Source organism: Cellvibrio sp. 25HG11W-0 (genome assembly GCF_057815475.1).
The window spans coordinates 4,529,472-4,550,916 of the sequence record NZ_CM174230.1 but is presented as its reverse complement, the minus strand read 5'-3'; the positions used below and the strand labels follow the sequence as shown (position 1 = coordinate 4,550,916).

At 47.0% G+C, this 21,445-nt stretch carries 12 protein-coding genes; 10 read left to right on the top strand and 2 right to left on the bottom strand.

The window, feature by feature from the left end; all coding sequences use genetic code 11:
- Positions 1-325: 325 nt before the first annotated feature.
- Entirely contained in the window at positions 326-2,329 is a 2,004-nt protein-coding gene (tkt, locus tag AC0KUT_RS19140; protein WP_488832049.1) for a transketolase, read from the top strand.
- Between the two features lie 195 nt (positions 2,330-2,524).
- Entirely contained in the window at positions 2,525-3,697 is a 1,173-nt protein-coding gene (locus AC0KUT_RS19135; RefSeq protein ID WP_488832047.1) for a phosphoglycerate kinase, read from the top strand.
- 82 nt (positions 3,698-3,779) lie between these two features.
- On the opposite strand, the gene AC0KUT_RS19130 is transcribed toward AC0KUT_RS19135, so the two are convergent.
- Positions 3,780-4,574 (bottom strand): hypothetical protein, encoded by a 795-nt coding sequence (locus AC0KUT_RS19130; protein ID WP_488832046.1) that lies wholly within the window; start codon positions 4,572-4,574, stop codon positions 3,780-3,782.
- A gap of 783 nt (positions 4,575-5,357) precedes the next feature.
- Here AC0KUT_RS19130 and AC0KUT_RS19125 point away from each other — a divergent pair.
- The 5 genes from AC0KUT_RS19125 (at position 5,358) to AC0KUT_RS19105 (ending at position 16,828) form a co-directional block, all read left to right on the top strand.
- A complete protein-coding gene (locus AC0KUT_RS19125; RefSeq protein ID WP_488832045.1) occupies positions 5,358-8,498 on the top strand; it encodes a TonB-dependent receptor domain-containing protein in 3,141 nt (1,046 codons plus the stop codon).
- A gap of 194 nt (positions 8,499-8,692) precedes the next feature.
- The gene (locus AC0KUT_RS19120) at positions 8,693-10,219 is read left to right on the top strand and encodes a tryptophan halogenase family protein (protein ID WP_488832043.1); all 1,527 of its coding nucleotides are present in this window, start codon (positions 8,693-8,695) and stop codon (positions 10,217-10,219) included.
- A gap of 18 nt (positions 10,220-10,237) precedes the next feature.
- Positions 10,238-11,737, top strand: coding sequence for a tryptophan halogenase family protein (locus AC0KUT_RS19115; RefSeq protein ID WP_488832041.1), 1,500 nt, complete (start codon positions 10,238-10,240; stop codon positions 11,735-11,737).
- A 426-nt stretch (positions 11,738-12,163) separates the two neighbouring features.
- Positions 12,164-14,596, top strand: a complete 2,433-nt coding sequence (locus AC0KUT_RS19110) for a glycoside hydrolase family 3 protein (protein WP_488835790.1) — start codon at positions 12,164-12,166, stop codon at positions 14,594-14,596.
- Between the two features lie 39 nt (positions 14,597-14,635).
- The gene (locus AC0KUT_RS19105) at positions 14,636-16,828 is read left to right on the top strand and encodes a family 16 glycosylhydrolase (protein ID WP_488832040.1); all 2,193 of its coding nucleotides are present in this window, start codon (positions 14,636-14,638) and stop codon (positions 16,826-16,828) included.
- 193 nt (positions 16,829-17,021) lie between these two features.
- On the opposite strand, the gene AC0KUT_RS19100 is transcribed toward AC0KUT_RS19105, so the two are convergent.
- Positions 17,022-18,173, bottom strand: a complete 1,152-nt coding sequence (locus AC0KUT_RS19100) for a helix-turn-helix domain-containing protein (protein ID WP_488832038.1) — start codon at positions 18,171-18,173, stop codon at positions 17,022-17,024.
- Positions 18,174-18,445: 272 nt separating this feature from the next.
- On the opposite strand from AC0KUT_RS19100, the gene AC0KUT_RS19095 reads away from it, so the two are divergent.
- The 3 genes from AC0KUT_RS19095 (at position 18,446) to AC0KUT_RS19085 (ending at position 21,326) form a co-directional block, all read left to right on the top strand.
- Positions 18,446-19,447 (top strand): alpha/beta hydrolase, encoded by a 1,002-nt coding sequence (locus AC0KUT_RS19095; RefSeq protein WP_488832037.1) that lies wholly within the window; start codon positions 18,446-18,448, stop codon positions 19,445-19,447.
- Between the two features lie 102 nt (positions 19,448-19,549).
- The gene (locus AC0KUT_RS19090) at positions 19,550-20,494 is read left to right on the top strand and encodes a DUF368 domain-containing protein (RefSeq protein WP_488832036.1); all 945 of its coding nucleotides are present in this window, start codon (positions 19,550-19,552) and stop codon (positions 20,492-20,494) included.
- Between the two features lie 85 nt (positions 20,495-20,579).
- Positions 20,580-21,326, top strand: a complete 747-nt coding sequence (locus AC0KUT_RS19085) for an SDR family oxidoreductase (RefSeq protein WP_488832035.1) — start codon at positions 20,580-20,582, stop codon at positions 21,324-21,326.
- The last annotated feature ends 119 nt before the right edge of the window (positions 21,327-21,445 follow it).

Below are 21,445 nucleotides of genomic sequence, written 5' to 3'. Positions count from 1 at the left end.
TTTTGGCATAGATTCAATGACGCTCTATTTTAGGGCGAACTGCATTGAATCTGAGGCTGTGCCTTGGCGGTTTTCACGTAGCATCACGAGCAAACTAACGACAACGGTAGGCTCTTAGAGTCTGCCGGCACATAAAGGCCCAATAGAGGCCGGAATGAACGGAGCGCAGATCGACTGCCTCCGCGAGCTTTGCCAGCCAACTTTGGCATGCACAAGCTTTGCACCTATAAATAGCGCTGAGCGCTAACAAACAGCAATCCACAACAGCTGCCCGCATCTAGCTCTCACCCAGCTGGGCACACATACTGAAGGAGTCTTGAGTTACATGACAACTCGCAATCAACTCGCTAATGCTATTCGTATCCTCTCTATGGATGCTGTTCAAAAAGCCAACTCGGGTCACCCGGGTGCTCCTATGGGTATGGCGGATATTGCCGAAGTCCTGTGGAATGATTTCTTAAAGCACAACCCTACGAACCCCGATTGGGCTGACCGCGACCGTTTTGTACTGTCTAACGGCCACGGCTCAATGCTAATTTACTCGTTGTTGCACCTGAGCGGTTACGCCGTCTCTATGGAAGATCTTAAGCAATTCCGTCAGTTGCACTCCAATACCCCCGGCCACCCAGAGCGCGGTTACACCCCGGGTGTTGAAACCACCACTGGTCCCTTGGGCCAAGGTATTGCTAATGGTGTGGGCATGGCATTGGCAGAGAAAATTCTCGCCGCCCAATTCAACCGTGAGGGCCATGCTGTTGTTGATCACAACACCTATGTATTTCTCGGTGATGGTTGCATGATGGAAGGTGTTTCACACGAATCCTGTTCTTTGGCCGGTACTTTGGGTCTGGGCAAATTGATTGCCTTCTACGATGACAACGGTATTTCTATCGACGGCCATGTTGAAGGCTGGTTCACCGATGACACCACCAAGCGTTTTGAAGCCTACGGCTGGCAGGTAATTCCTGCGGTTGATGGCCACGATGCAGCGGCTATTAAAGCGGCAATCGAAACCGCTAAAGGCGACACCAAGCGCCCAACACTTATCATCACTAAAACCATCATTGGTTTCGGTTCACCCAACAAGCAAGCCTCACACGACTGCCATGGCTCACCCCTTGGTTTAGAAGAAGTGGCCTTGGTGCGCAAAACCCTTAACTGGGAATACGAGCCTTTTGTGGTTCCCGCTAATGTGTACGAAGGTTGGGATGCAAAAGCCAAAGGTGCTGCGGCCCAATCGGCGTGGGAAGCTAAATTTGCTGCCTACAAAACTGCATACCCAGAGTTGGCTGCTGAGTTTGAACGTCGCGTAGTAAAAGGTGACTTGCCTGCAGACTTCGCTGCTAAAGCGGAAGCCTTCATCACCGCCAGCCAAGCCAAAGGCGAGAAGATTGCCAGCCGTAAGGCCTCGCAAAACTCTATCGCCCTGTTTGCTGAATTGTTGCCAGAATTGCTCGGCGGCTCAGCTGACTTGGCCGGTTCTAACCTGACTATCGTAAAAGCCTCTAAGGGTGTTACGGCGGATGACGCGAGCGGCAACTACATCTATTACGGTGTGCGCGAGTTCGGTATGAGCGCCATCATGAACGGTATTTCTGCCCACGGCGGTTTCATTCCCTACGGCGCCACCTTCTTAATGTTCCAACAATACGCTGCTAACGCTGTGCGTATGTCGGCGCTGATGAAACTGCGCAACATCTTCGTTTACACCCATGACTCTATCGGTCAGGGCGAAGACGGCCCAACCCATCAACCTATCGAAGTATTGGCAAGCTTGCGTTTAACGCCAAACTTGGACACCTGGCGCCCAGCCGATGCCGCTGAAGCGGCGGCATCTTGGAAGGCAGCGATTGAGCGTAAAGACGGCCCTGCCGCGCTGGTGTTCAGTCGTCAAAACTTGGATCACATCGCACGCACTCCAGAGCAAGTGGCTAATATCGCACGCGGTGGTTATGTGCTGGTTGATTCAGTCGGTGAGCCAGATGTCATTCTGATTGCGACAGGTTCAGAAGTCGGTGTAACCGTTAAGGCTGCTGAAGCACTTACTGCCAAAGGCAAAAAAGTGCGCGTAGTGTCTATGCCATCTACCAGTGTTTACGATCAGCAAGATGTGTCTTACAAAGAATCTGTATTGCCCAGCCACATCTTCGCGCGCGTTGCTGTTGAAACCGCACACGTTGATTTCTGGTACAAGTACGTCGGTTTCGACGGTCGTATCGTGGGCATGACCACCTTTGGTGAGTCTGCTCCCGGCCCGGCACTGCTCGAACACTTCGGCTTCACGGTCGACAATATCGTCGCCACCGCTGAAGAGTTGTTGGAAGACTAAGTAAGAAAAACACCCGGCGCGAGTCGGGTGTTTCTTTTTAGGCTTCAGGTTAGAATTCTCTTCAGCAAAAAAATATTTAGCAGTAGATGCTAGCGGGGCTGGTACCGAGGCCTTGTGATAATTAGTCCTTTTTGAAAAGGCATTCTCGTATTTATTCACAGCAACTATTTATAGCAATTATCTAGGTGGAAACTAATGACCGTAAAACTTATGAAAGACCAAGACCTCGCGGGCAAGCGCGTATTGATTCGTCAGGACTTGAATGTACCGCTGGAAGATGGCCGTATCACCAGTGGTGTGCGTATTGATGCGTCTATTCCTACTATCAAGGCTGCTTTGGCAGCTGGCGCTAAAGTGATGGTGATGTCGCACTTAGGTCGCCCTGATGAAGGTACATTTGATGCGGCTGCCTCTTTGGCGCCCGTTGCAAAATACCTGAGCGAAAAATTGGGCCGCGCCGTGCCTTTGGTTGCAGACTGGGTTGACGGCTTTGCCGACCAAGGTGATTTAGTCCTATTGGAAAACGTTCGCTTTAATGTGGGCGAAGGCAAAAATGATGACGCCTTGAGCAAAAAAATGGCGGCTTTATGTGATGTGTTTGTGATGGATGCCTTCGGCACCGCGCACCGCGCGCAAGCGTCTACTCACGGTGTGGCTAAGTTTGCACCTATCGCCTGTGCTGGTCCTTTACTGTCGGGCGAGTTGGAAGCATTGGCGAAGGTATTGGACAACCCTGCGCGCCCATTGGTGGCAATCGTTGGTGGTTCAAAAGTATCTACCAAGCTGAGCGTGTTAGATGCCCTGTCTAAAATTGCTGACATTCTGGTGGTTGGCGGTGGTATTTCTAATACCTTCGTAGCGGCAGCCGGTTTTGAAGTGGGTAACTCTCTCTACGAAAAAGACTTAATTCCTGAAGCTCAGCGTTTGTGCAAAACCACCGAAGTGGTTTACGCCACTGATGTGCGCACCACCAAAGAAGGCTTTAAAGAGTGGAACCACAACTCTGTGTGCACCGTTAAAAAGCCGAGCGAAATTGAAGCGGATGAAGAGATCATCGATTACGGCCCAGAGACGGCGGCGCGTGTTGCTGAAATCATCAAAAATGCTAAAACTGTGTTGTGGAATGGCCCTTGCGGTGTATTTGAATTCGATGCGTTTGCTCAGGGCACCGAAGTTATTTCACGTGCTATCGCTGAGAGCGCTGCGTTTTCAGTCGCGGGCGGTGGCGATACCCTGGCAGCAATCGACAAGTGGAACTTGGCCGACAAGATCTCCTATGTGTCTACCGGTGGCGGTGCTTTCCTTGAGTTTGTGGAAGGTAAGGTATTACCCGCTGTAGCAATTTTGGAAGAGCGCGCAAAAGGCTAACAACTGCTTCTGCTGTTGGTATGTAAAAGCCCGCATGAAGCGATTCATGCGGGCTTTTTTAATGTACGGTGATCGATGTGACTTAGATGCTGGGTAGTGCTGGCAGCTTTTGGCACTGCTTAGTGTTGTCTAAATAGGGGGATTTCAGGCAAAGGAGTTTGCGTTTCTCCAGCTGCAGGCGCGCTACGTTGGCGGCGTGATAGCGTTTGAAGAGCTGGTCGAAGCTGCCATTGGCTTGCAATCGCTCTAATCCTAGCGTTAAGCGTTCCGCCAGTTTGGGGTGTTTGTTGCTCACATAGAGGTAGATGGGAAACTCATAGTAAATTAACAAGCTCTGGTCCATTGATAGGCTTGGGTAGAGTGCCTTCTTTTCATCATAGATTAGCCCCGCCTCGTTGATGCCGAGGGGTAAGCATTGAAAGCGTTTGGCTTCCAGCATTTGAAATAGGGCTTCAAAGCTTGGCGCGATTTGGGGGTGCAGTTGGTTGTGATGATAGATGCTCAGGTCGCTCCAGTTGCCTTGACCAAAGGTCAAGTGGCGCAGTGCGGCGGCGCTGTGAAACTTGTCTGTTTCAATGGGCATACTTTTATGGGTCAGGCAAATCCTGAAGCCTTGTAAGCCCTGCAGTATATCGAGGGGTATGGCAATCACATCCGACTCTGTGATTATGGTGCCAGGTGAGGCCCAGAGTAAGTTGAGCTGTTTGCCTTGGCGTATGAGTTGGGCTTGGCGGCGTGGAGTGGGGGCTAGGTTGTAGGGTTTGATGAGGTAATCACCGTATTCCGCTTGAGTAATATCCAGCGCGTACTTGATAAGTTCAAACTTGTAAGTGTTGCGTGTGTCCGCTGCGCCATGGTTGTAATAGCTCACGATCATGGGGTCCGGCACTATTACAGCGTTTAAGGTTTCTTCAGCATGCAGTGATGTTGCAATCTGGAAACTGAGCGCACATGCAATGAGTGTTTTGAATCTTATTGGAGGGTGTTGAGTTAAAGCAGGTCGGACTAGCGCAGGTTTAATGCAGGTGTGTTTCGGTTGAATTGATTGATGTCCAAGTGGCCGAGTTCGACGACGCAAAGTTTGTGAGATTAAGGCTTTAAAGCCGCGCGCGCGCCGATTCCAAAATAAAAGCATGCTTAAGGTTCCAGATTGAGTAGCTTTAGTTTAGGACACCGCTTCAATTTCGCATGGTGTAGTGTGTTTTTTTGTGGTTAGTTTTTAGTCCTACATTTTTCCCGTCGTGGTGTTATTCGGGGTTAATTAAGTTTTTAAGTCTCTGCACAACACGCAATGAAGGTAGGCATTTTTTGCGTTTCCAGCACAATTAAGACGCAATGTGGAGTCTAACTCCATCTGCAAATGGTCATTTTGACTCAATTCCTTTTTTATTTTGGGTAGATATTACCCATTCTACTGTCTTGATAAGAAATACATAACTATTTGATAAATATGGTTTTTTACCTTCCCTCTTTATGCTGTGTAAAGTGGGAAGAGTCATGTTGAATAAAAAATCAAGGTGGGACGACGATGGTTGAAGCGATTGCAATTATGCGTTTGCTAGAAAGCGGTTATGACCAGTCTGCTCAGCTGCAGGGTGAATCCTTGGCTTGAAAAGATTGTGTTAATAATAATTTCAAACCAATAAGAATGGAGACTTCCATGACACACACACTCTTTAGAAAACAGACAGCAGGCTTTAAAAAGACAATCATTGCTACCGCGGTTGCGTCCTACGCGCTGCTCGGTGCAGGCAGTATGGCTTTCGCACAAGATGGCAATATTGAAGAGGTCGTCGTGCTCGGTGTTAAGGGCGCACAACAAACCGCCGTTAACGTAAAGCGTAACGCCACCTCGATTGTTGATGGCATATCCGCCGAAGACATAGGTAAGTTACCCGACGTAACCATCGCCGACTCCTTGCAGCGTATCTCTGGCATTCAAGTGCAGCGCGACGCGGGTGAGGGCACCAAGGCCAACGTGCGCGGTTTGCCGCAAGTTGTCACCCTGTTAAACGGCGAACAGTATTTGACCGCGGGCAACCTGACCGGCGCCCAGCCCAACCTCGGTGATATTCCTTCACAGTTGATGAAAGGCGTAAACGTTTACAAGTCTACTGACTTGCATAACTCACTTTCGGGCGTAACCGGTACTATCGACTTGCGTACTCGCCGTCCAATGGAGTTGGCTGAGGGCTTTACGACAGCAGTATCGGCAGAGGCGTCTACGGGTGACTACACGGGTGAGACTGATCCCTCGCTTAATGGTCTCATCAACTGGCGCAATGACAATCTTGGCTTTATGGTATCGGGTGTCCACAGTACGTCTACATTGGGCAACAACTATTCAGGCAACACCGCGAATCAATGGTTGACCGATACCTCTTGGGGCGGCAATGGCGGCGCAGACAATGGCTATAACTGGATGCAAGCACCCGGTTACGACTCATTTAACCGCGTCGTTGAGCGCAACCGTGATGCCTTGAATTTTGCCTTTGAGGCTGAGTTTGGCGAAGGCTTTAAATTCTTGGCGGAAGGCTTCTATACCAAGCTGGAAGGTCACGATCGCAAGATGGGCCTGAATATTGGTAACCGCTGGGCGACTCTCGACTATATGCAAGCGACCCAATTCAGCGATACCGGTGTAAAAGGCGGTGATCGCAACTGGGCCGCAGTAGAAGAATATGATGTAGACGCTTGGTGGGTTAACTCATTCTCCGTTAACGATACTGTTAATAGCATGTCGCAAAACTACAACTTCCAATTGGATTACGACAACGGTGGCAACTTCACCTCAAGCGTGCGCGCGATTCGCGGCAGCGCCAACAATACCTTTATTTCTGGTTCTACCCAAGGCGATTTGAGCAACTGGGAAACTACCAACTCTAAAGCGCTTTATCGCAACCAGCTGGGTATGCCCGGTGTAGATGCATGGTTCGGTACGGGTAATATAGAGCTGCCAAACTTCTACCCCGCTGCTATTGCAGCCGAGTTCTCGGATCGTTTAGTGGGCAATATCACTGGCGTTAACGGCGGCCGTTATGTGGCACCTAACCCTAAGGGTTACGGCGAAAACCCACAAGTGGTGTACAACATTGCGGGTGATCACCCAGTATGGAGCGGCTTTGATCGCCCTATCGCTGGTGGCTTGACCGATGCGTCGGGTGAAAAATCTTTAGCGGATTACATGGCCAATAAAGACAGCTACACCATTGGTGCCTACGATGGCGGCGGCAGCCAAGCAGATGCAGCACTCAATGTATTCAGCGCTAATGGTAAGTATAAGTTTGATGAGCCTCTGGGCGGTTTTGTGACTGCTGTGGAAGCGGGCATCAGAAACTCGTCACGCGAAGTTATCAACCACGAATTTAAGCTTTTCTCTAATCTCTATGCGGGTAATGGCGCAAGTGACGACGTAGGTTGTGGCGTGCAATGGAAAGCTATCGACGTAGTCTTGAACCAAGATCAGTGCCAAGCCGGTGAGATGGTTCCCCATCCTTTGGCTGGACAAACCTGGACTAACGGTGGCAACACGGGTGTCTATCCTGCTATGGCATTCCAAGGCTATACCGCTAATCCTCCGAGCGGAATTGATAAATATCAACCTGCATTGTTCTTGACCGACTTCGGTGGTGTGACCTCTGGCTTGCCGGGTACTTGGGTTGCAGATCCAGCGGCGTTTGATGACATGGAAGCCTTTTTGGTGAAAGCCTTTGGTTCAGTTGAGCGGGTAACTCGCCCAGGTGATTCTTATGAAGTGAACTTGGTTGAAAACAGCAGCTATTTCATCACCAGTTTTGAACAGGGGATTGTTACCGGTAATGTCGGTGCACGGGTTATTCAAACCGATATCACCGTTAAGCAAAATCAAACTGGCCCCACCAAAAACTACGGTGATACCGCCAATGATGTTGGCGATGTTGTAAGCCACAACAGCTATACCGATGTGTTGCCTGCGTTGAACTTAACCGCAGATGTTAGCGACGATTTAAAAATTCGTTTCGCCGCCAGCAAAACCATGACCCCACTTGATTTGAAAAAATACGGCGGTGGTTTAACGGTTAACACCAAAGATGATTTGGACTTAAACATCCGCACCGTGAGCAATGCAACGGCATCGGGTAACCCTAACTTGAACCCATGGCGCGCCACTAATATTGACTTGTCGGCTGAATACTATCTTGGCTCCGCCAGTATGGTGAACATCGCCTTGTTCAAAGTAGATATCAGCAGCTTTGTGAAAGATGTGAAAAGCACTGGGCGCTATCCAGATCAAGACGGCGTGATTCGTCGCACCGTTGAATTGACTCAGCCAGGTCAAGGTGAAGGCGGTAGTGTTGAAGGTGTCGAAATTGGCGGTAAGTTTGCCTTTAGCGATGTGACTGACGGTTTCCTCAGCAACTTCGGTGTGGATACCAACATGACCTACTCACCGAGCAAGAGCAATGAGAAAGATTTGAGTGGTAACGAATTACCGTTCTATGACAACTCGGAAAACCAATTCAACTTTATCGCGTGGTATCAAGCCGATAAGTTGCAAGCGCGTATAGCTTACAACTACCGCAGTGAGCGCTATGCCGGTGAAGCCACTCAGGGTGTTCGTCTCTTTGCCGATGCGACTGCCTATGTAGATGCTAACATTAGCTATGATGTGATGGATGATGTGACCGTCTACGTAAATGCTTCTAACCTAACGGGCGAACAAGAAAATTATTACTTGGACTTCTCTAAAGGTAAAACGCAATTTGCTTCTATCAACGAATTTGAAGCGCGCTACACCCTTGGTGTACGTGCCAAGTTCTAAAATGGCGGCATGAAGTAAAAGCACTTGGCAATAAAACGCGGTAATTAAGAGCTTTAACCGTCCACGAACAATGGCGGTTAAGCCTCAGATTAATTAACGCGTTGAATGTGTTAAACATGTGTCAAAAAAGAAGCGGCGATGCGAAAACATCGCCGTAACTTTTCATAAAGAGTCGATTAACCAAAGCGAAAAATATGCAAGCAGCTGAACAACATACGCCAATTAAAACGCTGGTCATAGTGGGCGGCGGTACCGCTGGCTGGATGGCGGCGGCGAGTCTGCAGCATCACTTCAAAAATACGTTAAGCATTACACTTATCGAATCCTCTTATATTGGCAGCGTAGGTGTGGGCGAAGCGACCATCCCAACACTGCGACGTTTCTATCACAGCTTGGGCATGAATGACTTGGATGTACTGCGCGCAACCCAAGGCACGGCCAAGCTCGGTATTCAATTCAACGACTGGCATAAACTTGGCTCTTCATTTATTCACCCCTTTGGTGTTTATGGGCAGGATCTACAAGGCATAGGTTTTCATCATTTTTGGCTAAAACTAAAACAACAAAATGCGGCGGCTGTTAGCGAACTAGGTGACTACTCCCTCGGCGCTAGTCTCGCTAAGCATAAAAAATTTAATGTACCTGTCGCCAATCCTCCCTCAAGTTTGTCGCGCTTTGACTGGGCGCTGCATTTAGATGCAAATCTCTTTGCGGCACACATGCGCGAATTTGCAGTGGCGCGCGGCGTACAGCATCTGGATGCAAAAATAGAACAGGTGCAATTGCGCGAGCAAGATGGTTTTATTGAATCGCTGCTATTGGCATCGGGCGAAAGAATTCCCGGTGATTTATTCTTAGACTGCAGCGGCTTTCGCGGTTTGTTAATCGAAGAAGCACTGCATACTGGTTTTGAAAACTGGAGTCAGTGGCTATTGTGTGACGGCGCGTTTGCTGTGGCGTCCAAAGCCCAATCTGAGCCTGCGTCTTATACTGCAGTAACGGCACGGCCCGCCGGTTGGCAATGGGAAATCCCCCTGCAGTCGCGCACAGGCAATGGCCATGTGTTCTCCAGTCAATTTATGACGGATGATGCAGCCCGTGATCTGTTGCTGGACAACGTATCTGGTGATTTGCTGCAAGAGCCGCGCAAAATTTCCTTCACGCCTGGGCGCAGGCGCAAAGCATGGAATAAAAACTGCATCGCTCTCGGGCTATCTGCAGGGTTTCTTGAGCCGCTGGAAAGTACCAGTATTGCACTCATAGAAACCGCCATTGAAAAAATAAAAATGTTATTTCCCGATCAAAGCTTTAATACCTCGATGATCGATGAATTTAATGAAATGACGGCGCTGGAATATGAGCGCGTGCGGGATTTTATTATCTTGCATTACAAGCTAAGTGCGCGCACAGATACAGAGTTTTGGCGCACCTGCAGCGCTATGAAGGTGCCAGATAGCCTTGATAAAAAAATGACACTCTTTAAAACCTGTGGACACTTTGTTCGCTATCGCTGGGAAATGTTTCACTCCCCCAGTTGGCTGGCGCTCTACGCAGGTTTTGACTATCTGCCGCAGCGCTATGACCCTGCAGTAGATAGCTTTCCCTCTGACTACGTGCAAGCCAGCTTACAGCAGATGAAACAGTCCATCGCCAACCTGGTGGATGACTCTATGACCCACAGTGAATTTATTGCGCGCTATGCGCACTTAACATCTAAATAGACTTTAGCGGTAATTGTTATGAATCCAATCAAAAAATTTGTGGTGGTGGGTGGTGGTAGCTCGGGCTGGATAGCTGCGGCCATTTTAGCCAATCGCATGAAGCCTGAACTCTGTCAAATTGAATTAGTTGAGTCTGACGAGATAGGTACTATTGGTGTAGGCGAATCCACGATTCCCCCTTTTGTTGGGCTGTTAAAAGTATTGGGAATTGACGAGCAGGATTTTATCGCCAGCACTCACGCCAGTTTTAAATTGGGCATTCAATTTAGCGATTGGAAACAAAAGGGTGAGGAATACTTTCATCCTTTTGGCTCTATAGGGCACGCCTTTGATCACTACGATTTTTATCAGGTGTGGCTAAAAGCCAAGAGCCTTGGCAGCACGCAGGATTTACAAGACTTTACGCCCGCGCAGGTTATGGCAAAGCACGGTCGTTTCTTTCTTTCGGAAAAAGCGCAAAAAACACCTATAGGTGAATCGCGTCATGCATTGCATCTTGATGCAAAGCTCGCTGCAAATTATTTCCGTCAGTACGCCGAGGAGCGCGGTGTGGTGCGTACGGAAGGTAAGGTTGAGCAAGTACTGCAGGCTGACTCCGGTTTTATAGAGCAGTTAGTATTAACGGATGGCCGAAAAATAAAGGGCGATTTTTTTATTGATTGTACTGGCTTCAGTGCGCTCTTAATTCACAAAACGTTGAATGTCGGCTATGAGGATTGGTCGCAATACCTGCCTTGTGATAGAGCTATAGCGGTGCAAACGGCGAGTGTTGATGCCACGCCGCCATTTACACTTGCCACAGCGCGCAGCGCGGGCTGGACCTGGCGTATTCCACTGCAAAGTCGCGTGGGAAATGGTTATGTTTATTCCAGTAAGTATTGTTCCGATGAGGAAGCGCGTACAACCTTACTTGGTGCAGTGAAAGGTGAGCTGCTGACGGAGCCGCGAGTTATTCCTTTTCAAACGGGGGTGCGTCATGAGATATGGAAACACAATTGTTTGGCGCTGGGTTTAGCCGCTGGATTTGTTGAGCCGCTTGAATCTACGGCTATCCATTTGGTGATCCGCGGCATGGATTTTTTCTTGCGCTATTTCCCCGATTGCGATTGTGAGCCGGCGTTAGTCGCTGAGTACAATCGCCGCATGGTGGCAGAATATGAAGAAATACGCGATTTCATTGTGCTTCACTACTGCGTCACCGAACGCCAAGACTCCGCATTTTGGCGCTATTGTAAAAATATGGAATTGCCTCGTTCACTGCAAGAGCGGATAGAGCTCTTTAAGGCTCATGGCACAGTGCGTGAAGGTATTGAAGATTTGTTTCGCATGGAGTCTTGGCAGTCGGTATTTGAAGGTATGGGGATACGGCCTAAAAAGTATTGCCCGCGTATTGATAATTTAAATATGGATGCAGTATTGCCGGTCATGAACAATGCTGTTGCAATGCTCGATCAGCTGGTGCATAAATTACCCAGTCATGATGATTTTTTAGCAACTAATTGCCCCGCTAAATACTAATTAATAATGAAACGCCCCATGTTTCCCATTTTCACGAAGTGGGACGACATAAAAATACACCTATGCCAGTATGACCTTAAGGAGATGTCAGGTCTCCTGAGTATATGGGTTTAGTGGGTTAGTTTTTCCTCCTTTCTCTGTAGCTCTCCTTTGTTAGCCTCTTGGTCTTTTTCGCTAGAGATTAAGAGGCTTTTTTTATTGATCTTATGCAGGTTCTTTTAACACATTAAAAGTTCATCTGTGTTTTTTCAGAAGAGGTGATGTGTGCTACGTCCTACATTTATTCCACGCTTAGTGACACTTATCTATTTGTGTCTGCTGGTATCTTGCTCGAAAACTTCCAAACCAGTAGAAGATGAAGATGAAGCTGCAGCTGCAAGTGCTGCTCAAAGCAAAACGAGTATCAGTGACTGGCCAAAACTCACAATGCAGGTAACTACCGATCCTAAGTTGGAAGCAAGGATTAAGCTGCTGCTGGACAAAATGAGTCTAGAGCAAAAAGTGGGGCAGTTAATTCAGCCGGAATTACGGCAATTAACGCCGGAAGATGTCACCGAGTATTCAGTAGGTTCGCTGCTAAATGGCGGTGGCTCATTTCCCCAGGAAAATAAACATGCCAGTTTACAAGACTGGTTGGCACTGGCAGATAGCTTTTATCAAGCATCCATGAGTACCGAAGGTGGGCGCGTAGCAATTCCCATTATGTGGGGTACCGATGCGGTGCATGGTCACAACAATATTATTGGTGCAACACTTTACCCCCACAACATTGCCTTAGGTGCCACGCATAATCCTGAATTAATCGAAAAAATCGGTGCCGCTACTGCAGCGGAAATTGCTGCTACCGGTATTGATTGGAGTTTTGCCCCGACGCTAGCCGTGGTGCGTGATGATCGTTGGGGTAGAACCTATGAGTCCTACAGCGAAAATCCTGAGCTAGTAAAATCCTACGGCGGAAAAATGGTGGCGGGCTTGCAGGGTAATGCTGGAACCGCAGAATTCCTAGATCAACAGCATGTACTGGCAACCGCTAAACATTTCCTGGCTGACGGCGGCACTGCCAATGGGGTGGATCGCGGCAATGCCAATATTAGCGAAGCTGAGTTGCGCAGTATTCACGGTGCAGGTTATATCACGGCCTTAGCTGCGGGTGCACAAACGGTAATGGCCAGTTTTAGCAGTTGGCAAGATCAGCCGATGCATGGCAATCACTATCTGTTGACGCAAGTCTTAAAAGAAAAAATGGGCTTCGACGGTTTGATCGTGGGTGATTGGAACGGTCATGCTTTTGTTCCTGGCTGCACCACGGTTAGTTGTGCACCGGCTATTAATGCGGGTTTAGATATTTTTATGGCCCCCGATGCCAGCTGGAAAGAGTTGTATCACAATACTCTGGCTCAAGTAAAAAATGGTGAAATTACCGAGGTGCGTTTAAATGATGCCGTAGCGCGCATTCTGCGTGTTAAGTTGCGTGCTGGGCTGTTTGAAAAAGGGCTCCCGTCTGCGCGCGCACTTGCGGGCCAGCAAAATGTTATAGGTGCTCCTGCGCATCGCGCTATTGCCCGTCAGGCAGTGCGCGAATCCCTTGTGTTATTAAAAAATACACAACAAACACTACCTATAAAAATGCAAAGTACCATTTTAGTCGCTGGTGATGGCGCAGATAACATTGGTAAGCAAAGTGGTGGTTGGAGTATTAGTTGGCAGGGGACAGGCAATCAAAACAGCGACTTTCCCGGTGCTATATCTATTTATCAAGCGCTGAGGCTAGCCGCTGGTGATGCGCACGTCACCCTAAGTGTTGATGGCAGTTATGATAAGAAACCCGATATTGCCATAGTGGTATTTGGTGAAGATCCCTATGCTGAAATGCAAGGCGATGTAAATGAGTTAGCCTTCAGTGACACTAAAAATCTAGCATTACTCAAAAAATTGCGCGCGCAAGGTATAAAAGTTGTCTCACTCTTTATTACTGGTCGCCCACTCTGGATTAATCCTTTTATTAATGCGTCTGATGCGTTTGTAGTGATCTGGCAGCCGGGTACCGAGGCGGGGGGAATTGCTGATGTACTTATCGCGCAGGAGGATGGCAAGCCTCAGTTTGATTTTAACGGGCGCTTAAGTTTTTCTTGGCCAGCAAGCCCTGAACCTATTCCGCAAAATATTGATACGAATAATGACGCGAGTGTTGATTACACGCCGCTCTTTCCCTATGGCTTTGGTTTGAATTATCAAACGGCAATTAACAATGCTCCGTCTGAAAATAGTTTACTCGATGAGTCATACGCGCCTGTTAATGCTGGCACGCAAACGACTCTGCCTATTTTCAATCAGCGTTTGTTGAGACCTTGGGAATTTATTCTGAGTGATAATCTTAACCATCGATTAGCGGTTACGGCGAGCAGTGGAAAATTAGATTCCATTCGCATGAGCGTAATGGATTACAAGGTACAGGAAGATGCGCGTTTGATTCAATGGAATGGAAGCCGCAAAAGTAGTCTGAGTATCAGTGCTAAAGAGCGTATCGATTTACGGGATTATGCGATAAATAGCGGCGCCTTAGTATTTGAGGCAAAGACTATCCGTTCACCTACTGCACCGGTGAGTATTGCGATGCTATGCGGTACTGATTGCGGTGGAGTGTTGGATATAAGTGCGCAGCTTACGGCGTCCGATAGTGCTCACTGGCGCACCTTTGCTATACCACTTAGTTGCTTCGCGGCGCGACGCACCAAATTGGATATGGTGCTCACGCCGATGGAAATAACCACTGAAGGCACAATGGATTTGGCTATTTACAATGTACGTGTAGAAAAAAATTATCCGAGTGATAGTAATCAGCTTATCTCTTGCCAATAGCTTAATGAATAATTTAATTAATAACTCATGGAGTCAACGATGAATAATAAAAAATGTTTACAGTCGTTTGTCAAACCTGTAGTGCTCGTCACTGCAGCCAGTATTAGCCTGTTGGGTTGTGGTGGCAGTAATTCCAACGGCAGCAAGTCTTCTAGTTCGCTTATGGCATCTTCAGCTCCGAGTGTTAGCAGTGTGATGACGAGTAGTCTGGCGCAAAGTTCTGCTCCCGCTAATGATTGGCAACTGGTATGGAGTGATGAATTTGACGCAGTACAAATTGATTCAACAAAGTGGAGTTTTGAAAAAAACTGTACGGGTGGTGGTAATAATGAATTGCAATGTTACACCGAACGCGCAACCAATGCTTATGTAAGCGATGGGCGTTTACACATAGTCGCACGCAAAGAATCGTTTAGTGGACAGTCAAAAGGTGATGATGACCCTGCTTATGATGTGAGTGATACTTCAATTTCACGCGATTATACCTCTGCGCGTTTACGCACAAAAAATAAAGGTGATTGGACCTATGGGCGAATTGAGGTTAGTGCAAAAATGCCCCAGGGTCAGGGTATATGGCCGGCTATTTGGATGCTGCCAACTGAGTGGAAATACGGCGCTTGGCCGCTCAGTGGCGAGATAGATATTTTTGAAGCCGTGAATACTAATACCATAGCAGGTGGTAACGATGTGCATGGCACTCTGCACTATGGTCGCATGTGGCCTAATAATGTGTATACGGGAACATCCTATGTGCCCGAAAAACCGATTTGGGAAAATTTTCATCGCTACAGTATTGAATGGGAAGCGGGAGAAATTCGCTGGTATATTGATGATCATCATTTTGCTACACAAACTCAAGAGGGCTGGTTTACCTATTATTGGGGCGGCCAAACGAAGGGCTATAAAGTGGGCGAGGGTGCAGCACCTTTTGATCAAGCGTTTCACTTAATCTTGAATCTAGCCGTGGGTGGAAATTGGCCTGGAAATCCTAATGAACAGACACAATTTCCACAGCAAATGGACGTTGAATATGTTCGAGTATATGAATGCGCTAAAGATAAAGTAACTGGCAAGGGTTGCGCGTCTAACGTCAACCCTGAAATTCAGCCATTGCAAGGTGTAACAAAGCCTGAGCAAAAATCATTTAGTCTTTTTAACAATGGTGCAGCAAGTTTTAACTTTACTGTGAATGACAAAGCTATCACTAACAGTTTACTTTCCGCCTTTTATGATGGAGGTACTGCGGGCAACGTAGTCTCTACACCAAATTATACGCAGGCGGATAAAACAGTCTGGGATATCATGTTTAATGGGGCACCAGGTAATGCTTTCTTAATGACGGGTGATATGAGTGCGGAAACTGCAGTAGATAATGGTTTTAAATTTACCAATATGCAGTCGACGGGAGAGTTTAGCTTTGACCTCTATGTGGATGCTATAGAGTCTGCGACAAAATTACTCATTAAACTGGATAGTGGTTGGCCCAACCTTAGCTACAGTGAGCTAACTAATCTGAAGGTGGGTGAATGGCAGCATGTGTCGGTTCCGTTCGAAAATTTAAAAGCCAATAACATTCAGGCCGGCGAAGTTAATTATGATGCGGTACTTAATCCTTTTGTGGTTGAGCCGAGCGGTGGAACTGCGCATATCAAAATTAACAACCTTGCGGTGAAGTGTTTAGGTGACTGCGCTATTAATCCAGTAATTAAAGGTGTAAGCGCAACATTAACGGAAACCTTTGATGTATTTGTAGATGCAGTCGACGCTAATTGGGATTTTGGTATTGGTGAATGGCAAACGGGCGGGGATCATATTGATATAGCGGTAATTGATGCAGAAGATACCACGCGCGGCAAGGTGATTGATATTACCTTTAAAACAGCCGATCAAAATGGTGTGGCATTTATACAGTCAACCTCGACGAAGGATGCGCGCGCATTCGCTGCGACAGGCTATTTGGAATTTGATTTAAAGGTTCTTAGCTATGGTGCTAATACCAGTGGTTTGGTGGTGAAGGCGGATTGTGTTAACCCCTGTAGTTCTGGTGATATAGCGCTGGGGAAAGTGGCGGATGGGGTCTGGCAAACTATTCGTGTACCGGCGGCGACCATGGTAACTGGCGGTTTAAATCTCGCTAAGCTCAATACACCTTTTGTTATCTTGCCGACTTGGGGCGAGCAACAAAATGTACACTTGCAATTAGATAATATTCGTTGGGTTAAGCCGGAGTAATTCGGTTGGGGCATTCTTTACCCAAGCTAATATTTTAAATGACTATCCTGATGTGGATTTTGCCTCTGCGCGAGCAGAGGCCTTTTTTAGCGCTAAGTACACAAGTCCTATTGGCAATATACACTTGTTTGCATTGTGCGTAATTGCCTTCGCGGCACTTACTTTCTCCCTCGCTCTCCCTTTTTCTATTTCTTTATTTGTTGCTGTCTAGTTGCTGCTTGCGAAATTCTGTTGGTGATATTCCGACTAAGCGATTAAAGAAACGGTGAAATGCTGATTTGCTGTTAAACCCTGCCTGTAGTAATAAATCCATAATGTTCATGTCCTTTAGACGTGGATCGCTCAAGAGCCGCTTGGCCTCCTCAATTCTGTAGCTATTCATAAATTCGAAAAAATTGGTGCCATAATGTTTATTGATCACGGCCGAAACATCCTTAACGGGTAAATTGATTCGTTTAGAAAATTCATCAATATTGAGGTTCTGCTTTAAATACAGCTTCTCGATTTCCATGCCTAAATGAACTTTCTGAATGGCGGAATCAGTGGGTTTGTCATCTGTTTTGGCTTTATGCTCTTGTGGCCTAGTCGTTAACAGCTGGTGTGCATGCACCAAGCTATTGATAAAGAGCGCATTAATTAAAATAAGAATTACATAATTTTCTGCAATTCCAAAGCTATCGGATATTTCTGGTTTCCCCAGTGCAACCGTATTGGCAATAATGTGTACACCTAGTGCGAATATCCAATTACATAAAAATCCCCAGCTCAAAATATTTAGCCAGCTGGGTTCAGTGGGAGAAAAATCTGAATATTGGTGGGTAAGATTGATGCGATAGTGGTGTATGTCATACACCGCAACAAGTGCATACAATAGCGGTAACACCTTGATGAAATGCCAAAAGCCATTCGCGATCTGCCGCCCCAGCTCCGTTTGCTCCGGATTAATAAAGCGCAAGTCGGCACTGGTTATATGTAAAGTAGCGAGCGCGATAAACACCAGTGTAATAGGTAGCAAATGCGCAATATGGCGTAGGCGCAAGTGAAACTCATTCTGGATGAGTGCGCTGACATAGAGAAGTAGCGCTGGGCCTTTAAGCACCTGAGCTGCCATTAAAAAATAGGGCAGTAAATAGATGTCAAAAAAAGCTGCAGTGTGGACATCATCATTCCACAGAATTAGTACACAGGCTGAGCTGACACCTATACAGAGTAAAAAAACGCTGAGTAAGTGATTCGCGAGCTTGTTTCTAACCGGTAAAACTGCTTGAAAAATTACCAGTAGTAGACATTCAGCCAGTGTCATGAGCAACACTACGTCATGAATATTGAATATATGTTTTTGCATTGGCGAAATAACCTTGGGTGTATTGTTATAGGCTTTTGTTATCTGTTTTGAAGAGTATAAATGAAACGCAAGTTAATAGCGGTGATGGCGGTTAAATGTCGTGTATTTAATAAGTGAATTTCAAAGGAAGTGTGAGTATTTCATGGGTGAAAGCAGCGCGGCTTAGTCGTCTTTCTGGGTGTAACAGGTTATATTCTCAATGTGATAGGTTATATGTGGATTTTGGCCATAATGATTATGGCTTATAGCCTTAAATTTCAGGAGTGAATCCTATGGGACCCATATTTACCACGGCTGATATAGCTCACATACGGAAAAAAATACCGAAATTTGAGTTTGACTCTGTGATTAATTCAGAGTGGTGTGCGGGGGCACAGGTACAGGCGTACTTACATTTTTATCAAATTGACTTCACTCAGCGCTATCCTGGGCTGCAGTACCACATGGGTTATGTAGATTGTGCTGGGTTTCGTACTGCACTACAGGTTTGGCAGCCACAAGAGGCGCGCGGCACTTTGGTGCTCATACATGGCTATTACGATCATGTGGGCATTTATGGTAAAGCAATTGCCTATGGCTTAGCGCAAGGTTTAGCGGTGGTTGCCTTTGATTTACCTGGTCATGGTTTAAGCAGTGGTGAACGCATCGCTATTGATAATTTTGATCAGTATGCTGATGTATTAGCAGGTGTTCTCAGTGTGGTGCGCAGTGACAGTAACTTACCTCAACCTTTCTTTGGTTTGGGCCAAAGTACAGGCGGTTCGGTGTGGCTTAATTATTTATGGCGATATCAGGCACCAGTAGCGACTGCATCGCTCAGTGATAAGTATATTGCGCGCATAGTACTGTGTGCGCCTCTTGTATTGCCGCGCGGTTGGAAGCTAGGGAAGTATTTATATTGGTTAGTAAAACCCTTTATAAAACGTATGCCGCGTGGCCCTTCGCTCAGCTCGCATGATTTAGCCTTTAACGATTTCGTGGATTATCAAGATCCTTTGCAAAGTCATTATTTGTCCGTGCGTTGGGTTGGTGCTATGAAAGCATGGAATGAACAGTTTTGTGGATTTACTCCGCGAGATGAAGAATTATTATTCATTCAAGGTACCGCAGATTTAACCGTAGACTGGCAATACAATTTGCCCTTAATTCAAGCAAAACTTCCTGCCTTGCGTGTGGAGATGATTGAAGGCTCAGGCCATCAGCTGGTGAACGAAAGTGAAGCCTACCGTAGCGCGGTATTTTCTAAGGTAACCCAATTTCTTTTTAATGAATAAGGCGATTGCTTAAAAGTCGTATACTTTAACGCAATCGAGCAGTTTTTTATTCGAGTATTAAATAATAACCTGCGAGCTAAGCTCGCGTTCAAGGAGTCTGTTTTGAATCAATCTTCGCGTACCCTAAAAGATTATTTATTCATCATGCTCAAAGGGCTTTGTATGGGCGCTGCGGATGTGGTGCCTGGCGTATCTGGCGGTACTATTGCATTTATTACCGGTATTTATGATGAATGGCTCGACTCGCTTAAGCGTTGCACGCCTGCAGTTTTGCTCATGCTTAAGCGGGAAGGTATTGCAAAAACCTGGAACTATATTAATGGAAATTTTTTGGTAGCAGTATTTGGGGGAATTCTCATTAGTTTAAAAACCTTTGCTGCGCTTATTACACTGGCAATGGTTGCCTATCCAATTTTTGTTTGGGCATTTTTTACGGGTTTGATTATTGCGTCTATCTACTTGCTGGCAAAGCATCAATCGGGCTGGGGGCCTAAACACTGGCTTGCACTTTTTATCGGCGCCGCCATAGTGCTGGGCATTTCACTCTCTGCCCCAGCACAGCTACCAGGCACTTGGTGGATATTGTTTTTAGGTGGTTTTGTGGCTATATGTGCAATGATTTTACCGGGAATTTCCGGTAGTTTTATTCTCTTGTTGGTGGGGTTGTATCCGGTTTTTCTTAATGCCATCAATACCTTCGATATAGTGGCACTTGCCTCATTCGGTGCGGGCTGTATTTGCGGCCTTGTGGTCTTCTCGCGCTTTCTGTCTTGGTTGTTATCGGCCTATCACAGCATCACCTTAGCGACATTAATTGGCTTTTTAGTTGGTTCGCTCTATGTGACATGGCCATGGAAAGAAGTGCTCGCCACTACACAGGATCGGCACGGAAAAACGATTGTATTGCAGCAGGCGAGTATTAGCCCTGAGCACTTTGCGAGTATTACCGGTAGCGATGCTATGGTTTTGGGTGCGCTTTTGGCCGCTTTAGCTGGTGTGTTGTTGGTTGTGGGTACAGAGTTTATTGCGGCGCGTTTGAAAAAATAATGACTATTACCTAGTAGATAGTCTGTTGGCAATCTGCTAGTTATTTTTATCAGGACAAATGTAATTTAACGGATAGGGCACCGCTATGAATAAACCTGTCATTATTATAACGGGTGGCAGTCGTGGCATAGGTGCCGCCACAGCTCGCCTAGCCGCAGCGCGCGGTTATAATGTGTGTTTTAGTTATTTGTCACAGCAGGCGGCGGCTAATGCGCTGGAACTTGAATTGCAAGCCTTGGGCGCAAACACCTTAGCAGTAGCTGCAGATGTGGGTCGCGAAGTGGATATCATCACTCTTTTTTCTCGCTGCGACGAATATTTTGGGCGGTTGGACGCGCTGGTAAATAACGCAGCCATGTTGCGTAAAAATTTAGTGCGCGATACAGATATGGTGCTACTCGAAAAATTATTTGCGGTTAATGTTTTTGGTAGCATGATTTGTGCACGCGAAGCACTTAAGCGCATGTCTACTTTGTCCGGTGGTAAAGGCGGCGCCATAGTGAATGTATCCTCAATAGCTGCTCGCTTCGGTTCCCCTTTTGAATATGTAGATTATGCCGCGAGTAAGGCTGCCCTAGATACTTTCACTGTAGGGTTTGCTAAAGAGGTTGTGGCAGAAGGTGTGCGTGTTAACGCTGTGCGCCCAGGAATTATCAATACCGAAATTCATGCCAATGCCGGCGAACCCGGTAGAGTTGCACGCATAGCGCCGACTATACCTATGGCGCGATCCGGCGAACCCGACGAGGTGGCCAATGCCATTTTATGGTTATTGTCCGATGAGGCGAGCTATGTAACGGGGACATTATTGGATGTTAGTGGCGGTAGGTAACCTAGATATCGCAGCATAAAGAAATCGGAATTGCTGTCGTAGTGCTGCGTTAGCTTGATTGCTCCTGAGTGGTTAAAAAATGTTTGTTGTCTGCCCGATGTAAGCGCTAGAGGTTAGTG

What these genes read in the sequence shown, in the direction of transcription:
- AC0KUT_RS19095 (WP_488832037.1), top strand. Translation starts at nt 18,446, where the DNA reads ATGGGACCCATATTTACCACGGCTGATATAGCTCACATACGGAAAAAA.
- AC0KUT_RS19120 (WP_488832043.1), top strand. Translation starts at nt 8,693, where the DNA reads ATGCAAGCAGCTGAACAACATACGCCAATTAAAACGCTGGTCATAGTG.
- AC0KUT_RS19125 (WP_488832045.1), top strand. Translation starts at nt 5,358, where the DNA reads ATGACACACACACTCTTTAGAAAACAGACAGCAGGCTTTAAAAAGACA.
- AC0KUT_RS19105 (WP_488832040.1), top strand. Translation starts at nt 14,636, where the DNA reads ATGAATAATAAAAAATGTTTACAGTCGTTTGTCAAACCTGTAGTGCTC.
- AC0KUT_RS19085 (WP_488832035.1), top strand. Translation starts at nt 20,580, where the DNA reads ATGAATAAACCTGTCATTATTATAACGGGTGGCAGTCGTGGCATAGGT.
- AC0KUT_RS19130 (WP_488832046.1), bottom strand. Translation starts at nt 4,574, where the DNA reads ATGATCGTGAGCTATTACAACCATGGCGCAGCGGACACACGCAACACT.
- AC0KUT_RS19110 (WP_488835790.1), top strand. Translation starts at nt 12,164, where the DNA reads ATGCAGGTAACTACCGATCCTAAGTTGGAAGCAAGGATTAAGCTGCTG.
- tkt (WP_488832049.1), top strand. Translation starts at nt 326, where the DNA reads ATGACAACTCGCAATCAACTCGCTAATGCTATTCGTATCCTCTCTATG.
- AC0KUT_RS19100 (WP_488832038.1), bottom strand. Translation starts at nt 18,173, where the DNA reads ATGCAAAAACATATATTCAATATTCATGACGTAGTGTTGCTCATGACA.
- AC0KUT_RS19135 (WP_488832047.1), top strand. Translation starts at nt 2,525, where the DNA reads ATGACCGTAAAACTTATGAAAGACCAAGACCTCGCGGGCAAGCGCGTA.
- AC0KUT_RS19115 (WP_488832041.1), top strand. Translation starts at nt 10,238, where the DNA reads ATGAATCCAATCAAAAAATTTGTGGTGGTGGGTGGTGGTAGCTCGGGC.